At 64.0% G+C, this 18,279-nt stretch carries 21 protein-coding genes; 7 read left to right on the forward strand and 14 right to left on the reverse strand.

Annotated features, from left to right (window positions below; all coding sequences use genetic code 11):
- Positions 1 to 142: 142 nt before the first annotated feature.
- A complete protein-coding gene (locus EJ067_RS25440; protein ID WP_006203587.1) occupies positions 143 to 418 on the forward strand; it encodes a DUF1153 domain-containing protein in 276 nt (91 codons plus the stop codon).
- 67 nt (positions 419 to 485) lie between these two features.
- Here the strand turns inward: EJ067_RS25440 and EJ067_RS25445 are convergent, their stop codons facing one another.
- Entirely contained in the window at positions 486 to 1,412 is a 927-nt protein-coding gene (locus tag EJ067_RS25445; RefSeq protein WP_126087942.1) for an NADP-dependent oxidoreductase, read from the reverse strand.
- A gap of 90 nt (positions 1,413 to 1,502) precedes the next feature.
- On the opposite strand from EJ067_RS25445, the gene EJ067_RS25450 reads away from it, so the two are divergent.
- Entirely contained in the window at positions 1,503 to 1,907 is a 405-nt protein-coding gene (locus EJ067_RS25450; protein WP_126087943.1) for a helix-turn-helix domain-containing protein, read from the forward strand.
- An 86-nt stretch (positions 1,908 to 1,993) separates the two neighbouring features.
- On the opposite strand, the gene EJ067_RS25455 is transcribed toward EJ067_RS25450, so the two are convergent.
- Positions 1,994 to 2,371 (reverse strand): flagellar export protein FliJ, encoded by a 378-nt coding sequence (locus EJ067_RS25455; RefSeq protein ID WP_126087944.1) that lies wholly within the window; start codon positions 2,369 to 2,371, stop codon positions 1,994 to 1,996.
- Between the two features lie 447 nt (positions 2,372 to 2,818).
- Between EJ067_RS25455 and ctrA the strand changes: the two genes are divergently transcribed.
- Positions 2,819 to 3,514, forward strand: coding sequence for a cell cycle two-component system response regulator CtrA (gene ctrA, locus EJ067_RS25460; protein ID WP_006203583.1), 696 nt, complete (start codon positions 2,819 to 2,821; stop codon positions 3,512 to 3,514).
- 78 nt (positions 3,515 to 3,592) lie between these two features.
- Here ctrA and EJ067_RS25465 read toward each other — a convergent pair whose 3' ends face one another.
- A complete protein-coding gene (locus tag EJ067_RS25465) occupies positions 3,593 to 3,961 on the reverse strand; it encodes a response regulator (RefSeq protein ID WP_126087945.1) in 369 nt (122 codons plus the stop codon).
- Between the two features lie 233 nt (positions 3,962 to 4,194).
- Complete coding sequence (locus EJ067_RS25470; protein WP_126087946.1) at positions 4,195 to 4,824, reverse strand: histidine phosphotransferase family protein; 630 nt, start codon at positions 4,822 to 4,824, stop codon at positions 4,195 to 4,197.
- Positions 4,825 to 5,210: 386 nt separating this feature from the next.
- On the opposite strand from EJ067_RS25470, the gene EJ067_RS25475 reads away from it, so the two are divergent.
- Both EJ067_RS25475 and EJ067_RS25480 read left to right on the forward strand, forming a co-directional pair.
- Positions 5,211 to 5,747 carry an EipA family protein gene (locus EJ067_RS25475; RefSeq protein ID WP_245468344.1) on the forward strand — a complete coding sequence of 179 codons (537 nt, stop codon included), beginning with the start codon at positions 5,211 to 5,213 and terminating at the stop codon, positions 5,745 to 5,747.
- Positions 5,748 to 5,877: 130 nt separating this feature from the next.
- Positions 5,878 to 7,026: a hypothetical protein gene (locus tag EJ067_RS25480; protein ID WP_126087948.1), complete on the forward strand. Its 1,149-nt coding sequence runs from the start codon at positions 5,878 to 5,880 to the stop codon at positions 7,024 to 7,026.
- Between the two features lie 134 nt (positions 7,027 to 7,160).
- Here the strand turns inward: EJ067_RS25480 and EJ067_RS25485 are convergent, their stop codons facing one another.
- The 6 genes from EJ067_RS25485 to EJ067_RS25510 all read right to left on the reverse strand — a co-directional run bounded on the left by EJ067_RS25485 (position 7,161) and on the right by EJ067_RS25510 (position 11,903).
- Positions 7,161 to 7,958, reverse strand: a complete 798-nt coding sequence (locus tag EJ067_RS25485) for an RNA methyltransferase (protein WP_126087949.1) — start codon at positions 7,956 to 7,958, stop codon at positions 7,161 to 7,163.
- Positions 7,959 to 8,013: 55 nt separating this feature from the next.
- Positions 8,014 to 8,352 (reverse strand): metalloregulator ArsR/SmtB family transcription factor, encoded by a 339-nt coding sequence (locus EJ067_RS25490; RefSeq protein ID WP_126087950.1) that lies wholly within the window; start codon positions 8,350 to 8,352, stop codon positions 8,014 to 8,016.
- 163 nt (positions 8,353 to 8,515) lie between these two features.
- Complete coding sequence (locus EJ067_RS25495; RefSeq protein WP_126087951.1) at positions 8,516 to 9,286, reverse strand: HugZ family protein; 771 nt, start codon at positions 9,284 to 9,286, stop codon at positions 8,516 to 8,518.
- Positions 9,287 to 9,323: 37 nt separating this feature from the next.
- The gene (locus tag EJ067_RS25500; protein ID WP_126087952.1) at positions 9,324 to 10,499 is read right to left on the reverse strand and encodes a CaiB/BaiF CoA-transferase family protein; all 1,176 of its coding nucleotides are present in this window, start codon (positions 10,497 to 10,499) and stop codon (positions 9,324 to 9,326) included.
- A gap of 6 nt (positions 10,500 to 10,505) precedes the next feature.
- A complete protein-coding gene (locus EJ067_RS25505; RefSeq protein ID WP_126087953.1) occupies positions 10,506 to 11,267 on the reverse strand; it encodes a 3-hydroxyacyl-CoA dehydrogenase in 762 nt (253 codons plus the stop codon).
- 30 nt (positions 11,268 to 11,297) lie between these two features.
- On the reverse strand, positions 11,298 to 11,903 hold the full coding sequence (locus EJ067_RS25510) for an N-acetyltransferase (RefSeq protein WP_126087954.1): 606 nt from the start codon (positions 11,901 to 11,903) through the stop codon (positions 11,298 to 11,300).
- A 285-nt stretch (positions 11,904 to 12,188) separates the two neighbouring features.
- Between EJ067_RS25510 and EJ067_RS25515 the strand changes: the two genes are divergently transcribed.
- Positions 12,189 to 13,175, forward strand: coding sequence for a glutathione S-transferase family protein (locus EJ067_RS25515; protein WP_126087955.1), 987 nt, complete (start codon positions 12,189 to 12,191; stop codon positions 13,173 to 13,175).
- Here the strand turns inward: EJ067_RS25515 and EJ067_RS25520 are convergent, their stop codons facing one another.
- Positions 13,176 to 13,679, reverse strand: a complete 504-nt coding sequence (locus tag EJ067_RS25520) for an NUDIX domain-containing protein (RefSeq protein ID WP_126087956.1) — start codon at positions 13,677 to 13,679, stop codon at positions 13,176 to 13,178.
- Between the two features lie 68 nt (positions 13,680 to 13,747).
- On the opposite strand from EJ067_RS25520, the gene EJ067_RS25525 reads away from it, so the two are divergent.
- Positions 13,748 to 14,683, forward strand: a complete 936-nt coding sequence (locus tag EJ067_RS25525) for a metallophosphoesterase (RefSeq protein ID WP_126087957.1) — start codon at positions 13,748 to 13,750, stop codon at positions 14,681 to 14,683.
- A gap of 5 nt (positions 14,684 to 14,688) precedes the next feature.
- Here EJ067_RS25525 and EJ067_RS25530 read toward each other — a convergent pair whose 3' ends face one another.
- From EJ067_RS25530 to EJ067_RS25540, 3 genes are all read right to left on the reverse strand, one after another.
- Positions 14,689 to 15,306, reverse strand: a complete 618-nt coding sequence (locus EJ067_RS25530; RefSeq protein WP_126087958.1) for a hypothetical protein — start codon at positions 15,304 to 15,306, stop codon at positions 14,689 to 14,691.
- A gap of 69 nt (positions 15,307 to 15,375) precedes the next feature.
- Positions 15,376 to 16,179, reverse strand: a complete 804-nt coding sequence (locus tag EJ067_RS25535) for an alpha/beta fold hydrolase (protein ID WP_126087959.1) — start codon at positions 16,177 to 16,179, stop codon at positions 15,376 to 15,378.
- 236 nt (positions 16,180 to 16,415) lie between these two features.
- Entirely contained in the window at positions 16,416 to 18,203 is a 1,788-nt protein-coding gene (locus tag EJ067_RS25540) for a hypothetical protein (protein WP_126087960.1), read from the reverse strand.
- Positions 18,204 to 18,279: the final 76 nt, after the last annotated feature.

An 18,279-nucleotide genomic window follows, 5' to 3' on the forward strand; every position in this document is an offset into this window, starting at 1 on the left:
GCGATTATCTCAAATGCCGAACAAAAACCTAACGCGACGTTCACGATCCTTACCTAGTCATTAGGGTTCGCTTAGGCAATTTTTAAAGCTGTGGCGGTACTGTGGCGGGGATTGGGTCTTTGAGTTTTTAGTAGAGAGTACGATGACCGATCTGGTTAGACCTAGAGTCAAATATGTTATCGGGCCTGACGGCAGCCCTCTTACGATAGCCGATCTGCCGCCGACCAACACACGGCGCTGGGTTATCCGGCGCAAGGCGGAAGTAGTCGCTGCGGTGCGCGGCGGCTTGCTCAGCCTGGAAGAAGCCTGCCAGCGCTACAAGCTCACCACCGAGGAATTTCTCTCCTGGCAGGCATCGATCGACGAATATGGCCTTGCCGGGCTGCGCACGACGCGGATCCAGCAATACCGGCACTAGCACTGGCCGGGAAACGAACAAGGGCGCGGATTCCGCGCCCTTTCATTTTTCTGAAGCGGCCTTGCACTCAGACCGTCAGCACGACCTTGCCGATCGGCCGGGTTGCGAGGAAGGCATGGGCGGCGCCCGCCTGATCGAGCGGGAAGATTTTCGCTACGTGGGGCGAGAGCTTCTTTCCCTCGACCAGCCTGGCGAGCTCGACCAGGCCGTCGCGGTCGGGGATGACCGAGATGCGCTCGACGCGAATGCCGCGCGCGCTGGCCTTCGCCCTGGTGGCGTCATGGACGTTGAGCAGCGAGACCAGCACGCCGCCGTCGCGCAGCGACTTCAGCGATTCGTCGGCGTGGTCGCCGCCAAACGGATCCAGGACCAGATCGACATTGCCGGCCTTCCCGGTGAAATCGTCCCTGGTGTAGTCGATGACCTCATCGGCGCCGAGCGAACGCACGAAATCGAGCTTGTCCGGGCTGGCGGTCGAGACGACATAGGCGCCCAACGCTTTGGCGATCTGCACCGCCAGATGGCCGACGCCGCCGGCGCCGGCATGGATCAGCGCGCGCTGACCGGATTGCAGGCGGCCCTGCCGGACAAGGCCTTGCCAGGCGGTGAGGCCGGCAAGCGGTAGCGCCGCCGCATGGGCATGATCGATGCCGGCGGGCTTGACGGCGATCTCGTCCGCCGGCGCTGCCGCGAGCTCGGCATAGGCACCGGCCTGTTTGGGAAAGCGTGGCATGCCGAACACCTCGTCGCCGACCTTGAAGGCGGTCACGCCGGCGCCCAGCGCCTCGACGGTTCCGGAAATATCCCAGCCGAGAATGAAGGTCGGCTCGCCAAGCAACGGGTAAAAGCCGCCGCGCACGGCGCCGTCGACAGGGTTGATGCCGGCCGCCTTGACGCGAACCAGCACCTCGCCAGGCTTGGGTGACGGATCAGCTTGTTCGGCGACAAAAAGGACGTCGGGCCCGCCGACGGTGTTCTGGATAACGGCACGCATGGAAGCCTCCTGTTCGATTGGCATGCCGCTATCATTTGGATAGTAATATCCTATTGTCTAGTATGTACCTTTTCTATATATAGGCACCTCATGGATAGTGACGACAAATCCCCTTTCGGCTACGACGCTTTCCGCCGCACCTGCCCATCGCATACCGTGCTCGAGATGCTGGCCAGCAAATGGGTCTACTTGACCGTTTGCGCGCTGCGGCGCGGACGGATGCGCAATGGCGAGCTGGCGCGCAAGCTGGAGGGCATCACGCCGAAGATGCTGACCCAGACGCTGCGTGTGCTGGAGCGCGACGGCCTAGTCAGGCGCGAAGTGTTCCCGGTCATCCCGCCGCGGGTCGAGTATGAATTGACCGAGCTTGGCCAGAATCTTGCGGAACTGCTCAGCCAGATCCGCTCCTGGGCGGAAGAGCATGCGCCCGACATCAAGGATGCCCGTGCCAGGGCATCGGCGGACCATCAGGACGATATGGCAATGCTGCCTTGACGCGGAAGCGCGGGCGGGAACAGGCCCGGCGCGGTCTCAAGGGCGATGCCGGAGGACCCCGGCGATGGCGGCAAAGCGCGCTCGGCTCAGCCGATCATGGCGCTGCGGCCGCCCACTTCGGCGTCGCGGATCTTGCTGTCGCGCGATTCCAGCATCTCGGCCTTGGAAAGCTCCGCTTCAGCTTCGCCGAGTAATGATTCGGCCATGGTTCGCTGCTGGGCAAGGTCACCCTGGGAGTTCCTGAGGTTGTCGCGGCGCAGGCGTGCCGCCTTGGCGAAGGTCGGATAGGCAAAATGATTGATGTCGGTGATGCCGGCTTTTTTCTCTTCGGCGACGATCTGCGCCTCCAATTCGACGGCCATGCGTTCGAACTCGGCGATCATCATGTCCAGCTGCAACAGCTGGCGCCGCTTCTCATTCACCTGAAACTGCTTCAGCCGAACGAGGTTTTCACGTGACTTCATGACTCGGTACTCCGCAAACGCACATCTGCTTATCGTCCCATCGGCCTCGAAAGGCCCAAGCGTCGCCCGTTTCCCCCGGCTTTCCCCACTCTATGGGAAACAAACCCCTAAAGATTTTTGCCGGCGGTAACCATTCGTTTACGGGCATTGTTAATCATACGGGCGAGGACTTAAGGCCGGGTAAAAATTCCGGCAGCGGCGGGAAGCGCGGCCTGCGAGTCTCTGGAGTCACTTAGGCTGGCTTATTAATGTGGTACATGAGCAATTTGGGTCTACGATTCGTTATTAGATTCAAGTAGGTGTAGAAAGGGGTTAAAAATTCTGATATCGTGACCGACACGAAATTAGGATTTGTTAACCAGTCGGTGGCACCTTCTGTTCAGGCAATCACTGCTCCGGGTCCCGGACGGGCCGTGAAAGGGTCCGGCAGCAGAAAAGGGGAATGAAATGCGTGTTCTGCTGATTGAAGACGACAGTGCAACCGCACAGAGCATCGAGTTGATGCTGAAATCGGAAAGCTTCAACGTCTATACGACCGACCTCGGCGAAGAAGGGGTCGATCTCGGCAAGCTCTACGACTACGACATCATCCTTCTCGATCTCAATCTTCCCGACATGTCGGGCTACGAGGTGCTGCGCACGCTTCGCCTCTCCAAGGTCAAGACGCCGATCCTGATCCTCTCCGGCATGGCCGGCATCGAGGACAAGGTGCGCGGCCTCGGTTTCGGCGCCGACGACTACATGACCAAGCCTTTCCACAAGGACGAGCTGGTGGCGCGCATCCACGCCATCGTGCGCCGCTCCAAGGGGCATGCCCAGTCGGTCATCACCACCGGCGACCTGGTGGTCAATCTCGACGCCAAGACGGTCGAGGTCGGCGGCCAGCGCGTGCACCTGACCGGCAAGGAATACCAGATGCTGGAGCTGCTCTCGCTGCGCAAGGGCACGACGCTGACCAAGGAGATGTTCCTCAACCACCTTTATGGCGGCATGGACGAGCCGGAACTGAAGATCATCGACGTCTTCATCTGCAAGCTGCGCAAGAAGCTCGACGCAGCGTCCGGCGGTCAGAACTATATCGAGACGGTGTGGGGCCGCGGCTATGTGCTGCGCGAGCCGGAAGACATCCGCGTCAGTGCCTGAGCTAAGATCAGGAAAATCAAACGAAAAACCCGGCTCCGGCCGGGTTTTTCGTTTGCGCGAAAACTGCCGTCCGCGAGATCAGGCGGCGATCTTCAGGACACGGAAGCTCTCGAGCAATTGCGCCCGATTGAACGGCTTCAGCAGATAGCCCTGGGCGCCGGCCCGCTTCGCCCGCATGATCGCGCCGACATCGACTTCGATCAGCGACACCAGGATCTGTGGCTTGACTGCAGCGTCCATGCTGCGGATGCGACGAATGAGATCCGCGGCCTGCATATCCGCCAACCCGCCGTCGACGACGACGACATCGGGCATATCGCTGGAGCAGATCTCGATGGCATCAAGGCCGGTGGCCGCTTCTATGACCACGATGTCCGAGCCGCCAAGGATCCGCTTTGCGACCTTCCTGATGACGCTCGAATCGTCCACGAACAGGCAGCGCTTCATTTCCGGGTCCTCTTTGCCATCTGCCGAACCGGCAACCTCCGGTAACCTCAGGGCACCATAGGGCAATCTGGTAAAGAAGCCGAAAAGCCGTTAGGTAAAGTTTTTGCAAAGAGGCGTAAGGCGCGGTTTTTCAGCGCCAAGCCGACACTCCGGCAAGGGCGGACGTTGCTTCGTTTGCGCGGCAAGCGACAACATCGGCGAAAACAATACTTGGCCTGTTCTTGGCCTTTGCCTCATACCGCCGACAAAACGATCTCGTCCGCGGTCGCATGGATCGAGATCGTCATATTGGCCTCACGCGCCAGAAGCAGCGTGTAGTAGGGCTGGACCGAATGGGCGTCGATCGGCTCCTCGGGTTTGTGGCCGGAGTGCAGCTCGAGGAACTTCGGCGGCACGCGCAGCATCGGACCGCTGGCCGACAGCGAAAAACGCGGCTCGGTCTCCAGGTTCTCCAGAGTGACCACCAGCTTGCCGCCGCGCGGTATGGCCGCGTTGGCGACGAGAAGGAGATTGAGCAGCAGCTTGACCTTGTTCTTGGGAAGCAGCGCGCGGGCGCCGTTCCAGACCAGTTCCGGCTTCTCGTTCTTCAAGAAGGCGATGGCCACGGCCTCGGCGTCGCCGGTGTCGATCATCATGCCGGCCGAGCCGGCGGCGCCGAAGGCGATGCGGGCAAACTGCAGCCGCGCCGAAGCGTTCCTGGCGCTCTGGCGAATCAGTTTCATGGCGTCTTCGTCGGCGCCGCCTTCATCGAGCAGTTCGAGACCGTTGTTTATGGCGCCGACCGGCGAAATGATGTCATGGCAGACGCGGCTGCACAGAAGCGCCGCCAGATCGGGGGCGGAGAGGGTGAAGAGCTCGGCCATCGGAGAAATCCCTGCTGGTTCACATATTCATGGCCGAGCGTTTTCGCGCCCGCCACGCGAATCACGCTCTCTTCCAAGGCCTCTGAATACACAGCGCCCGCCCGTGCATCAACAAATCCGCGGCCACCGACGGCGAAAATGGCGCGTTCAGGCCGGGAAAACGAGGCTTGTGGACACCGTGTCGGGCCGCCAGCCTTCGAACCGCCATCTTCCTGCGCCAGCTTAATGGTTGAAAAAGGATTACGGCATAGTTTGCCCGTGATAGTCATCTCGAAACGGCCGCCAAGAGCCGTAGGGGTACGAGGCGTCGGCGAAAGTGCTCCCTGACGGAGATTGGAAGCATGTTTTCCCGATTCTATGACCGGACATTCGTCCGCGTCCTCGCCATGACGATCGCCCTCATGGGCGCGCTCATTGTCTCAACCTCCGCGTCGCGGGCGCAGGAATACACCGCGCAGGAGATCGTCGATTCCGGCCACAAGTTCTTCGGCGCTACGTCCGGCGGTCTCGCCACTGTGGTCGAGAAGATCTTCGCGTCCTACGGCCTGCCCAACGGCTACCTGCTCGGCGAGGAAGGATCCGGCGCGCTGATCGGCGGCCTGACCTATGGCGAGGGCACGCTCTACACCAAGAACGCCGGCGACCATAAGGTGTTCTGGCAAGGCCCATCGCTCGGCTGGGATTTCGGCGGCGAAGGCTCGCGCGTGATGATGCTGGTCTACAATCTCGACGACATCAGCAGCCTCTACAACCGCTTCGGCGGCGTCGCCGGTTCCGCCTATGTCGTGGCGGGCGTAGGCTTCAACGTGCTGCAGAGCAACAGGGTGCTCATCGTCCCGATCCGCACCGGCGTCGGCGCCCGGCTCGGCGTCAATCTCGGCTATCTGAAGCTTACGGAACGGGCGACCTGGAATCCGTTCTGAGCGGACAGGATTGTCACAACCGCCCGTTCGCGCCGCGGCATGCTCTTGCCGCGACGCTGGATTTCCGCCATGCCAAGGTGGCACAGTCGGGCATTGGCGGGTCGCCGCCTCGCATACGGAATAGTCCACCTTGGTCCAGTCGATCCTGTTCTTCGCACTCGGCTTCCTCTGCGCCGTCTTTCTGGTGTCGCTGATAGCGCCGGCCGTCTGGCGGCGCGCCGTCGTCCTGACGCGCAGGCGCCTCGAAGCCTCGATGCCGCTGACGCCTGCCGAGATCCTGGCCGAGAAGGACCGGGTCCGCGCCGAATTCGCCATGAACACGCGCCGGCTCGAGATGAACATCAAGAGCCTCAAGGAGAAGGTGGCCGAGCAACTGGTCGAGATCGGCCGCGGCAGCGAGGCCCTGAAGGGACTGGCGGTCGAGAAGAAGGACAAAAACCAGGCGCTATCCGATCTGCAGGCCAAGAACGCGGAGCTCAGGCAGCGCGGGGAGGAATTGCACAGGCTGTCGGAAAAGCTGGGGCAGACGGAGCGCGCCCTGGAGAAGCGGGCGCTGGAGCTGCAAAAGCTGGAGCAGATGTACGACGACGCCAGCTTCTCTTCCTCGAACCGCCAGATCGAGCTCGTGGCCCGCGAATCGGAGCTGGACAAGCTCGCCAACGACATTGCGGTGCTGCGCAGCCAGCGCAAGGAAGCGGACCGGCGCAATCAGGAACTCGTCGCGGAAAGCAAAGCCGCCAGAGACACGCTCAAGGCGGAGAAGAAGCGGGCAACCGAGCTGGACAAGAAGCTCGAGCGGCTGCTTGCGACCCTTGCCGATCGCGAGGAGAAGCTCGACCGGCGCGAGAAGGAGCTGGCTAGGATGCGTGAACGCCCAAGCCAGGATCGCGCGGCAAACGGCGGAGCGCACCAGGCCGATCAAGGCGGCGGTGGCATCGACAAGGCCATCGCCAAGCTCGAAGGCGATCGCGAGCGGCTGGAGGCGAGGCTGACGGCGCTTGCGCGGGAAAACAAACGGCTCAAGACCGATCTTGCCGTACTCGAAACGGCAAAGCCCGAACAGGCAGGCGATGCACGACGCGCCGGCGCGGCGCTTCGCGAACAGATGAACGAACTGGCGGCCGAGGTCGTCAATCTGACGATGAGGCTGGACGGGCCGGATTCGCCGATCGCCAAGGCCCTGGCGACCCCTCGCGAGGGGCGGCAGGACGTGGGTGAGCGCGGAATTAGCCTCGCCGACCGCGTAAGGGCCCTGCAGAAGACCGACCCGACCAACTAGTGCATTTGACCGTGTTACCGAAACGGCCAAACGCCCTATCTCCTTGTTTTTACGCAATTCCGACGGAAAACCGCTCACACTTTTCCTGGAATTGCTCTAAGCCAGCCGAGCGGCGGGCGGTGGTTGCGGCGCGGCTACCGTTTCGAGAAGTGATGCAGGGCGATGGCCGAGGCGGCTGCAACGTTCAGGCTGTCGAAGCCCTCCGCCATGCCGATCCGCACGGTCCGCAGGCGTTCGAGCAGTGCTTCGGGCAGGCCTTCGCCTTCAGTGCCGAGATAGAGCGCCAGCCGAGACGTTCTTTCCGCGGCGCGGATGTCGGTTTCGCCGCGTGGCGAGAGCGCAAGCTGGCTGAAGCCCAGCCGGTCAAGCGTTGCGGTCAAGCTCGAGGCGTCGCCGAAAGAGCCGACGGGAACCTTCAGCGCCGCGCCGACCGAAACGCGGATCGCCTTGCGGTAAAGCGGGTCGCAGCAGGTGGAATCCAGAAGCACGGCATCCGCGCCAAAGGCCGCGGCGTTGCGGAAGATCGAGCCGATATTGTCGTGATTGGATATGCCGACCAGAACCACGACCAGCGCGCTTGCGGGCAGGGTTTCGAGCAGGGCTTCGGCGGATTGCGGACTGCTCCGAACGCCGATCGCCAATATGCCGCGATGCATATGGAAGCCCGCGATCCGGTCCATGACCGCACCGCCGGCGACATAGACCGGGAAATCGGCCGGCGCTTTGCGCAACACGCCTTCCAGGCCCGCCAGCCTGTTTTCCAGAATGAGGGCCGACTCCGCCGTGAAGCGTCCGGCCGATAGCAGGAGATCCAGCACCACCTTGCCTTCCGCGACGAAGCGGCCTTGCCGGCCGACGAGATCGCGCTCGCGGATGTCGAGATAGGCGGCGACGCGGGGATCGTGCGGGTCGTCGATGGGAATGAGGTTCATGCAAATCTCGCCGGCAAAAAATGCCAGCGAGGTAAGGCGCTTTGGAGAGCGCGGGTCAAGTGCCGGCGCGGCGCATCCTGTAGGCCATCTGGGATAGGTCGCCGTCGCCGAAAATGCCTTCCAGCATGCGCAGCAGCTCGCGCACCGCGTCGGACTTGCAGGAATAGTAGATCATCTGGCGATCGCGGCGCGTCTCGACGAGATCGAGCGCTCTCAGCTTGGCCAGATGCTGCGACAGGGCGGACTGGCTCAACTGGACTTTCTCGGCGATGGCACCGACCGACATTTCGCCTTCGATCAGATAGCTGACGATCAGCAGCCGCTTTTCATTGCCCATGAGCGTCAGAAACGCGGCAGCCGATTCGGCGTTGGCGACTAGCTTGCTCGAGATCATAGATCCCCCATGTTTTCTGGCTCATCCAGCCGCCATGGGGGCAATGGTGGCTGATTCCACGATGTTCAGGTCAGGAAGCGCCGTGAATCAGCGCTGCAACGAAAGGTAGATCATTTTATCTAAATCTCAAGAGTTGCTTTCGATCTAGAGCGATTAACTTTCGCTACTGTGCCTGGCCGGCGCCGCGTCCGGTCTTTGCCATCTCGACCAACACGGAGCGCAACTCGCGGGCAGCGCCCAACGGCTGCGGGAAGAAGACCCTGCACACGGCATCCGGCGAAGCCAGGTCCATGCCGTCGGCATCGAAGCCGGTGACGGTCCAGCCATCGCCCTCGGCCCGGCCGAAATGGCGCGCATAGATGCAAAGCGCATCGCCATGGTCGGCGTTCATGTGATCCAGCGCCGACTGTTCGCTGGCCGCGAGCTCGTCGACGATTGGGCCGCCGGTGGTCAGGTCGGCGCGATCCAGAAGATAGGCCTTGCCGAAGCCGCCATTCAGGCCGGCGCGCTCAGGCTCGAGCCGGAATATCGAGAAATCGCCGAGCCCGGCATAGAGCTTCGCCTTCGGATTGCGGTTGAGATAGCGCCGTTCGGCGCGGGCGTGATCGGCCGATCCACGTTCCAACCGCAGCGCCCGGCACACAAGGGCGATGCGCGGATGCGCGAGCGGATCGCCCTTGCCGGGTTCGCCAAGAAGCAGCGAGCAGCGCGGGTCGGCGAGAAGCGCGCCGGTATGTGCGGACAGCATCGAGACCAGGATCAGCGGCGCGCCGTCCATGTCGGTCGCCACGCCGACCCGACTTGCCAGCGGCGCGCCGGTGCCGGGCTCGATCACCGCCAGCGCGCCGAAGCGAGCCGAGCGGACCAGCGTCTTCGCCAGCCTGACGGCCTCGGCGTCGGTCTCGCGAATGACATCCTTCCTGGTCTCGGCCAAAGCGTTCACCGCGATAAGGTGATTTCTGCCCTCCGGTTTATTGGCCAAACAGGCCGGACCTGACAAGGGCTTCGATTTCACTTTCGTCGATGCCGAAGCGGCTCAGCACATCCGAAGGTTGGCGGTCGGCGGCCGTCGGCGCCGCGGCAGGCGTCGACGCGGCCTTCGAGAAGCGCGGCGCCGGCGCTGGGCGTTCGAGCGTACCCGATCGCACAAAACCTTGCCGGGCACGGCTCTGCGGGTGGTCCCTGGCCTCGGTCAGCGACAGGACGGGAGCGACGCAGGCATCGGTCGGGGCAAAGACCTCGGTCCACTCGTCGCGCGTCTTCTCTCTGATCCTGGCGGCGATCGCGGCACGCATCTGCGGCCACGACGCCCGGTCATACTGGCTGCCGACAAAACGCCGGTCGAGCGGCAACTGTCTGGCGAATTCGGCAAAGAACCGCGGCTCGAGGCAGCCGACGGCGACGTGCCGGCCGTCGGCGGTCTCGTAAGTGTCGTAGAAGGGCGCTCCGGAATCGAGCAGGTTCTCGCTGCGCCGGTCGTTCCAGAGGCCTGCCGCCATGAAGGCGTGGACGGGAGCCGCGAGCATTGACGCGCCTTCGGCCATCGCGGCATCGATCACCTCGCCCTCGCCGGTGCGCGAGCGCTGGAAGAGGGCGGCCAGCACGCCGGCAATCAGCATCATGGCGCCGCCGCCCTGATCGGCGACGAGGTTGAGCGGCGGCACGGGCGGCGCCCCTTGCCGGCCAATGGCGTGTAGCAGGCCGGCATAGGCGAGGTAGGTGATGTCATGGCCGGCGCGGGGCGAAAGCGGGCCGTCCTGGCCGAAACCCGTCAGGCGGCCATAGATCAGCGCCGGATTGCGGTCGCGCACGATGTCGGGTCCGAGGCCCAGCCGCTCCATGACGCCCGGGCGAAAGCCTTCGATGAGGATGTCGGCCTTTTCCGCAAGACGCAGTAGGAGCGCCGCGCCATCGGGGCGTTTCAGGTCGAGCCTGAGGATGGAGCGGCCATGGCGGTCGAGGTCGCAGGCGTCCGGCAAGGACAGAAGCGGTTGCTTGGCGTCCGCCCGCTCGATACGCAGGACGTCTGCGCCCATTTCCGACAGCATCAAGGCTGCGAGCGGCACCGGGCCGATGCCTGCCATCTCGATCACCCTGAGGCCAGCCAGCGGCCCTGTCTTGTCGGCGGCTGTCTGCGTCGTGACCATTCCCTTTTATTTGGGCGCCATGCGGATCGCGCCGTCGAGGCGGATGGTCTCGCCGTTCAGCATCTGGTTCTCGATGATGTGGAGCGCGAGCGCGGCATATTCCGAGGGTTCGCCGAGGCGGGGCGGGAAGGGCACTGAAGCGCCGAGCGAATCCTGCACCTCCTGCGGCATGCCGGCCATCATCGGCGTCTTGAAGATGCCCGGAGCGATGGTGCAGACGCGGATGCCGGAGCGGGCGAGATCGCGCGCGACCGGCAGCGTCATGCCGACGACGCCGCCCTTGGACGCCGAGTAGGCGGCCTGGCCGATCTGGCCGTCATAGGCCGCGACCGATGCGGTGTTGACGATGACGCCGCGCTCGCCGCCGGCGAGCGGGTCGAGTTTCGCCGCCCGGTCGGCGACCAGGCGGATCATGTTGAAGGTGCCGATCAGGTTGATCTCGATCACCTTGCGGTACTGGTCGAGCGGGTGCGGACCGTCCTTGCCGACCGTCTTCACGCCGATGGCGATGCCGGCGCAATTGACCAGGATACGCGGCTCGCCAAGCTTCTCAGCCACATCGGCAATGGCAGCGCTGCCGCTGTCGGCACTGCCGACGTCGCATTGAAGCGCAATGCCGCCAATGTCGGCCGCGATCTTGGCCGCGCGATCGATGCCGATATCGAGTATGGCAACCTTGGCGCCCTTGCCGGCGAGGGCGCGCGCCGTCGCTTCGCCAAGGCCGGAGCCACCTCCGGTGACGATCGCGATCTGGCCATTCGGATTCATGCCGGCGTCCTCCCAGGATTTCGGGTCATGCTACGAAGCGCGCTGCTGCGGCGCAACCTGGATGACCGCGTCGATCGAGGGCTGAGGGTTGACCGAAGCACGGACCACGGCCGAGGCCAGGTCGGCAACCCGCGCCGTATCCGCATGGCAGACCTCGCCGACGAACCGGGCCACCGCGCCGGGCCTGATTTCGTGATGGAGCAGCCGGTCGAGATCGACCGGGCGCGGCATGGTGATCTGGCCGCGCGGGAAGCGCTTGAAGCCGAGCGGCCCGTAATAGGGCTCGTCGCCGACCAGCATGACGGCCGGGGCGCCGGCCTTCGCGGCGGCCTCGAGCGCTATCGCGACCAGCCGGCGGCCGATGCCAAGATTCTTGAAGGAAGGCCGCACGGCAAGCGGGCCGAGCATCAAGGCGCGCCCGGCGCCGGCGGCGACCCGCGTCATGCGCACCGAGGCGATCACCGTCTCGTCCTTGACGGCGACAAAGGACATCGAGCGGTCGTGCCCGCCGGCCTCGCGGATCTTGTAGGCGGCAAGCACGAAACGGCCGGGCCCGAAGGCCTCGTCGTTGATGGCTTCGATTTCAGGATCGTGCGCCGGGGCTTCCGGCAGGTATGTCACGTCGGCAAGGCTCATGGTCTTTGCGTTCCGGTATGCGAGGGAAGGTTGCTGCAAGCGGCAGCGTTCGCCAGTCAGCGCTTTAAGCGCGGGCGCCCTTTCGTCGTCGGTCGAACCGGATCGTGGCAAAGTCGAACATGGGCGCCTCCGCTAGCATCAATTCTTCCCCGCTGCAATCGGCGCTTTCACCTTTCTTCCGCCGCTTGACGATCCGGTTCGTCGTTGACGAACTGTTCAGCGCCTGAGGGTTTCAGATTCCGGTCAGAAGCCTAAATGTCTGTTGGATCCGCAAGGAGATTTCGCATGGGATTGCTGATTGAAGGCAGATGGCAGGACCGGTCGACCGTTGCCGATGGCAGCGGCAGGTTCGTGCGCGCCGAAGCGCAATGGCGCGACTGGGTGACGCGCGACGGCGCGCCGGCGGAAGGCAGCAAGCGCGGCTTCAAGGCCGAGCCCGGCCGCTACCATCTTTACGTCTCGCTCGCCTGCCCCTGGGCGCACCGGACCTTGATCTTCCGTGTTCTGAAGAAGCTGGAAGGGATCATCTCCGTCTCCGTGGTGCACCATTTCATGGGTGAGAACGGCTGGACCTTCAAGGCGCAGGACGGTGCCACCGGCGACGCGCTCTACGGCCTCGAATATCTGCACCAGATCTATGCCAAGGCCGATCCCGCCTATTCGGGCCGGGTGTCCGTACCGGTGCTCTGGGACAAAAAGCAGGAGACCATCGTCAACAACGAGTCTTCCGAGATCATCCGGATGCTCAATTCCGCCTTCGACGAATGGGGCGATGCGAGCCTCGACTTCTATCCGCCGTCGCTGCGCGCCGAGATCGACGAGATCAATGCGCTGGTCTATCCGGCGATCAACAATGGCGTCTACCGCACCGGCTTTGCCACCACGCAGGAAGCCTATGAGGAAGCGTTCGGCGAATTGTTCCTGGCTCTCGACACGATCGAGGAGCGGCTTTCGAAGCAGCGCTACCTGGTGGGCGAACGCATCACCGAGGCCGACTGGCGACTGTTCACCACATTGGTGCGTTTCGATCCGGTCTATGTCGGCCACTTCAAGTGCAATCTGCGCCGCATCGCCGACTATCCGAACCTGTCGAACTATCTGCGCGACCTCTATCAGGTGCGGGGCGTCTCAGGCACGGTCAACCTTCATCACATCAAGTCGCACTATTACGGCAGCCACAAATCGATCAATCCGACGGGGATCGTTCCGGTTGGGCCGGAGCTCGACTATGCGGCGCCCCATGATCGCAGCCGGTTCAGGAGGGCGGCGTAGCTACCAGTAAGGCGAAGGCTGCTCGCCGCCAAAAATCTCTCCAATCCGCCGCAACGTCGCCGGCGTCGTGCCCTTGGGCAAACGGTCGAGCGGGAAGAACGCTGCCTCGGCGATCTCGTGGTCAGGCAGCTTCGGCGCGGTCTGGCTGAAGGCCTCGATCAGATAGAGGCCGACATGGTCGCGGCGGCTGGCGCGGTGGTTGAAATGCATCGATTTCAGCACCGGCGGAGCGGTCAGCGCGACGTTGCCTTCCTCGGCCAGTTCGCGCGCCAGCGCCTCGACGAGCGTCTCGCCCAACTCGACGCCGCCGCCTGGCAATTGCCAGCCCGGCACATAGGTGTGGCGGATGAGGAAGACGGAATTGGACTCCCGGTCATAGATCAAGCCGCGCACGCCAAGCGTCATCGGACGCCGCAGCAGGAAATAGAGATGGAACAGCCTTGCCCTCAGGCCTGACCAGCCGGTCTGGCGGAACGCCTGTTCCGGATCGATGGCGCCGGTCATCCGGCAATCGCCAAGCGAACAGCAAACGGTGAGTAGAAAGCCTGAGCGGGGTCGCTTAAGAATGGGCTATGCTCAGGCTCGCACATATTTCCGATGTCCATCTGGGGCCGCTGCCCGATGTAACCTATCGCGACCTCGCGTCCAAGCGCGTGCTGGGTTACGTCAACTGGCAGCGTAACCGCCGCCGCCATATGCACGATGCGGTCATCGACACGATCGTTGCCGATATCAAGGCCAACGCTCCCGACCATCTCGCCGTCACCGGCGATCTCGTCAACCTGGCGCTCGACGGCGAGATCGAGATGGCGAAGCACTGGCTGGAGACGCTTGGCTCTCCGAACGATGTGTCGGTGGTGCCGGGAAACCACGACGCCTACGTGCCCGGCGCCTTCGACAAGGTCTGCCGGTCGTGGGCGCCGTGGATGACGGGCGACGGCGTCAACAGCCTGGTCGACCGCAATTCCTTTCCCTATTTGCGCGTGCGCGGCGACGTCGCGCTGATCGGCGTCACGACGGCGCGGGCCACGGCGCCCTTCATGGCCAACGGCTTCTTCATGGAGGGCCAGGCGGAGCGGCTCGGCAAGATCCTCGACGCCACGGCCAAGCAGGGGCTGTTTCGCGCCATCATGATCCATCATCCGCCGGTGCGCGGCGCGGTTTCGCAGCACAAGCGGCTGTTCGGCATCGCGCGCTTCAACAAGGTCATTCGCCGGCACGGCGCCGAGCTTGTCCTGCATGGCCACTCGCACCTGCCGTCGCTGTTCACCATCGGCCCGCGCGGCGCCAAGGTGCCGGTGGTCGGCGTGGCCGCCGCCGGCCAGGCACCTGGCGGCAAGCATCCCGCCGCGCAGTACAATCTGTTCGAGATTGACGGGGAAAAGGGCAGCTGGAGCATCCGCCTGACACGGCGCGGCCTGACCGGTCCGGCACTGCCGCCGTCAGACCTGCAGGTGATAGAGCTGGGCGCCGACACAGCGGCGGCCCGTGAACTCGTCAGAAGCTGAGCCAGTCAAAAGCTGATCTTCATCTGGGCGATGCGGTCCCAGAACAGCAGGAGCGATATCGCAAGGCCCACCAGCGCGCCGGCGGCGATCAGGCCAAGCCCGGCGAAGAAGGTCGTCCAGCCGTTGCGGCGCGTTGCGGACTGCAAGGGCGGCTCGGCTTCCTGGACCTCGGCGCGATGCAGGCCAGGCGCGGCGCTCTCGACCAAGCCCTCCATCATCCGCTGCCGCTCGACGACACGCTCGGCCACATATCGCGTCACGGCATCGGCGACGGGCTTCATGTCGGTCGATTCGGCCAGCACCACGCGGCCGATGCGCGTTTCCTTGAGGAAGCGGAAGGTGCGGCGGTCCCGCCCCATGGCGACATGGCTGACGGCATCGATCCACAACCGCGGCTGCAGGCCGGAGGAGACGGCGAAGTCGAAACTGTCTATCTCGGTCGGTACACCGGCGAAGACGGGCGCGAGCTCGGCCGCCAGCAGCTCGAGCCGCATGCGATGCGCCTCGCGCATGTCGACCACCACGTCGTCGCGGTCGGCGAAGGCGTTCTTGACGTCGCGGATCGCGTCCGTGAGCTTTTGCGACGGCTCGATCGGGGTGATTTTGTCGCCTGCATCCTTCATGGCGGCTGCCTCGCTGTTGGTAAACAGCGAGTTAACACAGTCGCCGGCAAAATGCACTGCGAGATGGGCTCAGCTCGCCGCCGCGCCGAATACGGGCTGCTGGCTCCTGCCGCGGCGGCGCGTGTTGCGGCGTACGGCCTCTGCAACCAGGTCAGGCGCCTCCTCGACCAGCATATGGCCGGCCGCCAGCACGTGGTGCAGGTGGAAATGCGGCGGCAAGCCTTCGGCCTGGGCGACCGGCAGGACGGGATCGTCCGTTCCCCAAACCACCATTACCGGCATGTTCAGGGTTTCCAGCCGCTCGCTCGGGATGACGCCTTGCCGGTCATCCCTGGTCATCGCGGCCGCCGTGTCGACAAGGGTCGGCAACTGGCCCGGCCGCTCACGCATGCGGAAAAGCGCCTCCACAACATGTTCAGGAGGCGCGCTCCGCGGCCCCGACATGGCGGCAAGACAAGCGCGGACCTCGTCCCTGTCGTCGGCGGCGGCATAGCGGCGCAGCAGCGAACCGTTGATCTCGGGACCGAAGCCGCCGGGCGCCAGCAAGGTCAGCGAGGCGACTCTTTCAGGGTCGGCGAGCGCCATCAACGTTGCGATCGCGCCGCCCATGGAATGGCCGACGAGGTGGACCTTGCCGAGCCGGCGGCCGGCCAAATCCGCGAGGATGGCGCGTGCCGCCTGCTTGGCGCCTGCCGTTTCCGGGTACTCAAGGGAATTTCCGTGGCCGGGCAGGTCGTAGGCCAATGCCCTAACGCCGGGCACCAATTCCGCAATCACGTCGCGCCAGATCGAATGGCAACCGCCGAAGCCGTGCAGGAAGATGATCGTCTTCGAGCCAGCACCGCTTTCGGCGACGTGAAGGGACAGGAGCATCAAATTTATGGCTGCGAAGCAAGGCGAACGGCAATTCAGGATTGTGGCTGAATTGCTCCCCGGGCGGCTCGATAGCCAGTAAAATTTTCGCGACCGGGAATGCATGCGCCTGACCGAATGTGGAAGCATGCCCTAATACTTGTTGAATTTCGGTCCCATGCCTGGCCGAGCGAGCCGGCACGGCGAATATCGATGGCAATTCGGGATCGGCGCACCGGCACATAGCCCGCGACGGTTCAGCTCGGGTTGCCGATTCCCGCTGAGCGCAAGGATTGCACCAACCGATCGGTGAGATCGGCGGGATACTTCCTGTCGACGAAGACCGCGCGCGGATTGGCAGCGAATTTCGGGAATTCGGCCGTCAGTTCGTTCGCCAACTCGCTCGCGAGCTTGTCGCGGCCTGAAATCTTGGCGCCGATCAGCCGTGCGGCCAGGTAATGCGATTTTGACGCGGTGGTCCTCAGCGACTCGCTGGCGATCGCGGCCTTCTTGGTATCGCCTTGCATGAAGGCTCCGACAAACAGGCCATAATCCCACCAGGTCGGGTGGCCGCTGAACGCTTCGACCGCGTGGGCGAGGATCGGCGTTCCTTCCTGGTATCGGCCGGCGAAGATCAGGCCATAGCCATAGGCGGCCGCCATGCCTAGATCGTAGGTGTTGAGCTCATAAGCCTTGCGCATCCAGCGGATCGCTTCGTCCGTGTTGCCCAGACGAGAGTTGAGGTAGCCATAGGCGCGATGCGCGTGCGGGCTCATCGGTCCCATCTGGATGGCGCGGTGGGCAAACGACATGGCCTGCTCGACCGTGGCGTCGGGCGGATAGGCGTAGTGATTGTTGACGGCTTCCAGATGCAGCGAAGCCATTTCCGAATAGACGAGCGACGATTTCGTGCCTTCGCCGACCAGCTTCTCCAGGCAGCGATACGCAGCCTCATGCGTCTTGGCGCTCTGGTCGAGATAGTAACGGTCGTTAAGCACCAGACATCCGATCTGGCCGGTCCGGATGTCGCTCTGGTCGATGTAGTTGTAGATCGCGCCGGAAGCGGGGATGGTCGAAGTCAGGAGATTGGCGATGTTGCTTTCGACCGCACCGGGCGCGCTTTCGGCCGATGTCAGGTTGCGTGACAGGAGAACCCGTCCCGTCGCGACGCTCTGCAGCTCAATCATGACGTCGCCTGCAGCAGGTCCGGGAATAAGATCGAAAACGAAGCTGACCGGATCGGCGGAACGATCGCGCGTGGCGTCGGCGTCGCGTCCGATGAAGTCGATGGTGTCGAAGCCGGCGAGCCCGGCACGCAGCGAGGCGGCAACACGGGCCGCCTCGGGTCCGTCGGCCTTGATGGCCATGTAGATCAAAGGCAGGGTGTCGAATATGTCGGGGGCGACGCTGCCGGTCGCCGTTTCGACTTCGACGGGCGCAGTCGCGTCGTCACTGTGAAGAAAGGCGTTGCCCTGGCGGATGACAAGGACGCTCAGCATGGCGATGACCACAACCATGGCGGCCCAGAAGAAGCGCAATTGACGCGCCAGCGACGAGGCGGATGCGGGCGGTGCCGGAGCCGTCATCAGCGGCGCGGCGTCGGCCCGCGCGGCGCGGGCAGGCGAGGGGGGCTCGAAACGCTCGGCCGATGGCGGAGCGGCCTTGCCGCCATCGGCGCTCTGGGCCTCGGCCGGCAGCCGGATGGCGTTCAGCTCGTAGGAAGGCACATAGCCGCCGCGCGGGATGGCGATGCGCACCGGCTCGGCGATGCCCTCGTTAGCGAAATAATGTTCCAGAAGCTCACGCAGCCGCCCGGCCTGGACCCTGACGACGGCGTCGGTCGATGCGTCGAAATCGCCGTCCTTGCCGAAGACGTCCATAGCAATGGAAAGGCCCTTCAGCCTGTCGCCTTCGCCGGCCTGCTCACGCTCCACGAGATAGCGTAACAACCTGCGCGCGCGCTCGGACCGTCCGAACGTTTCGCTGGCAAGCAGTCGCTCCAATGTCTCGCGCACTGCGGGGGCGGCAGGCGTGGCAGGCTCCAAGTGTCGAACCTTTCGAAGGCGGCACAGGTTAGGGAGTGATCATATAGCGCTCGCGCCGGCGCACAAGAATGCATCT

The sequence above is a fragment of the Mesorhizobium sp. M1D.F.Ca.ET.043.01.1.1 genome, assembly GCF_003952385.1.
Taxonomy (GTDB): Bacteria; Pseudomonadota; Alphaproteobacteria; order Rhizobiales; family Rhizobiaceae; genus Mesorhizobium.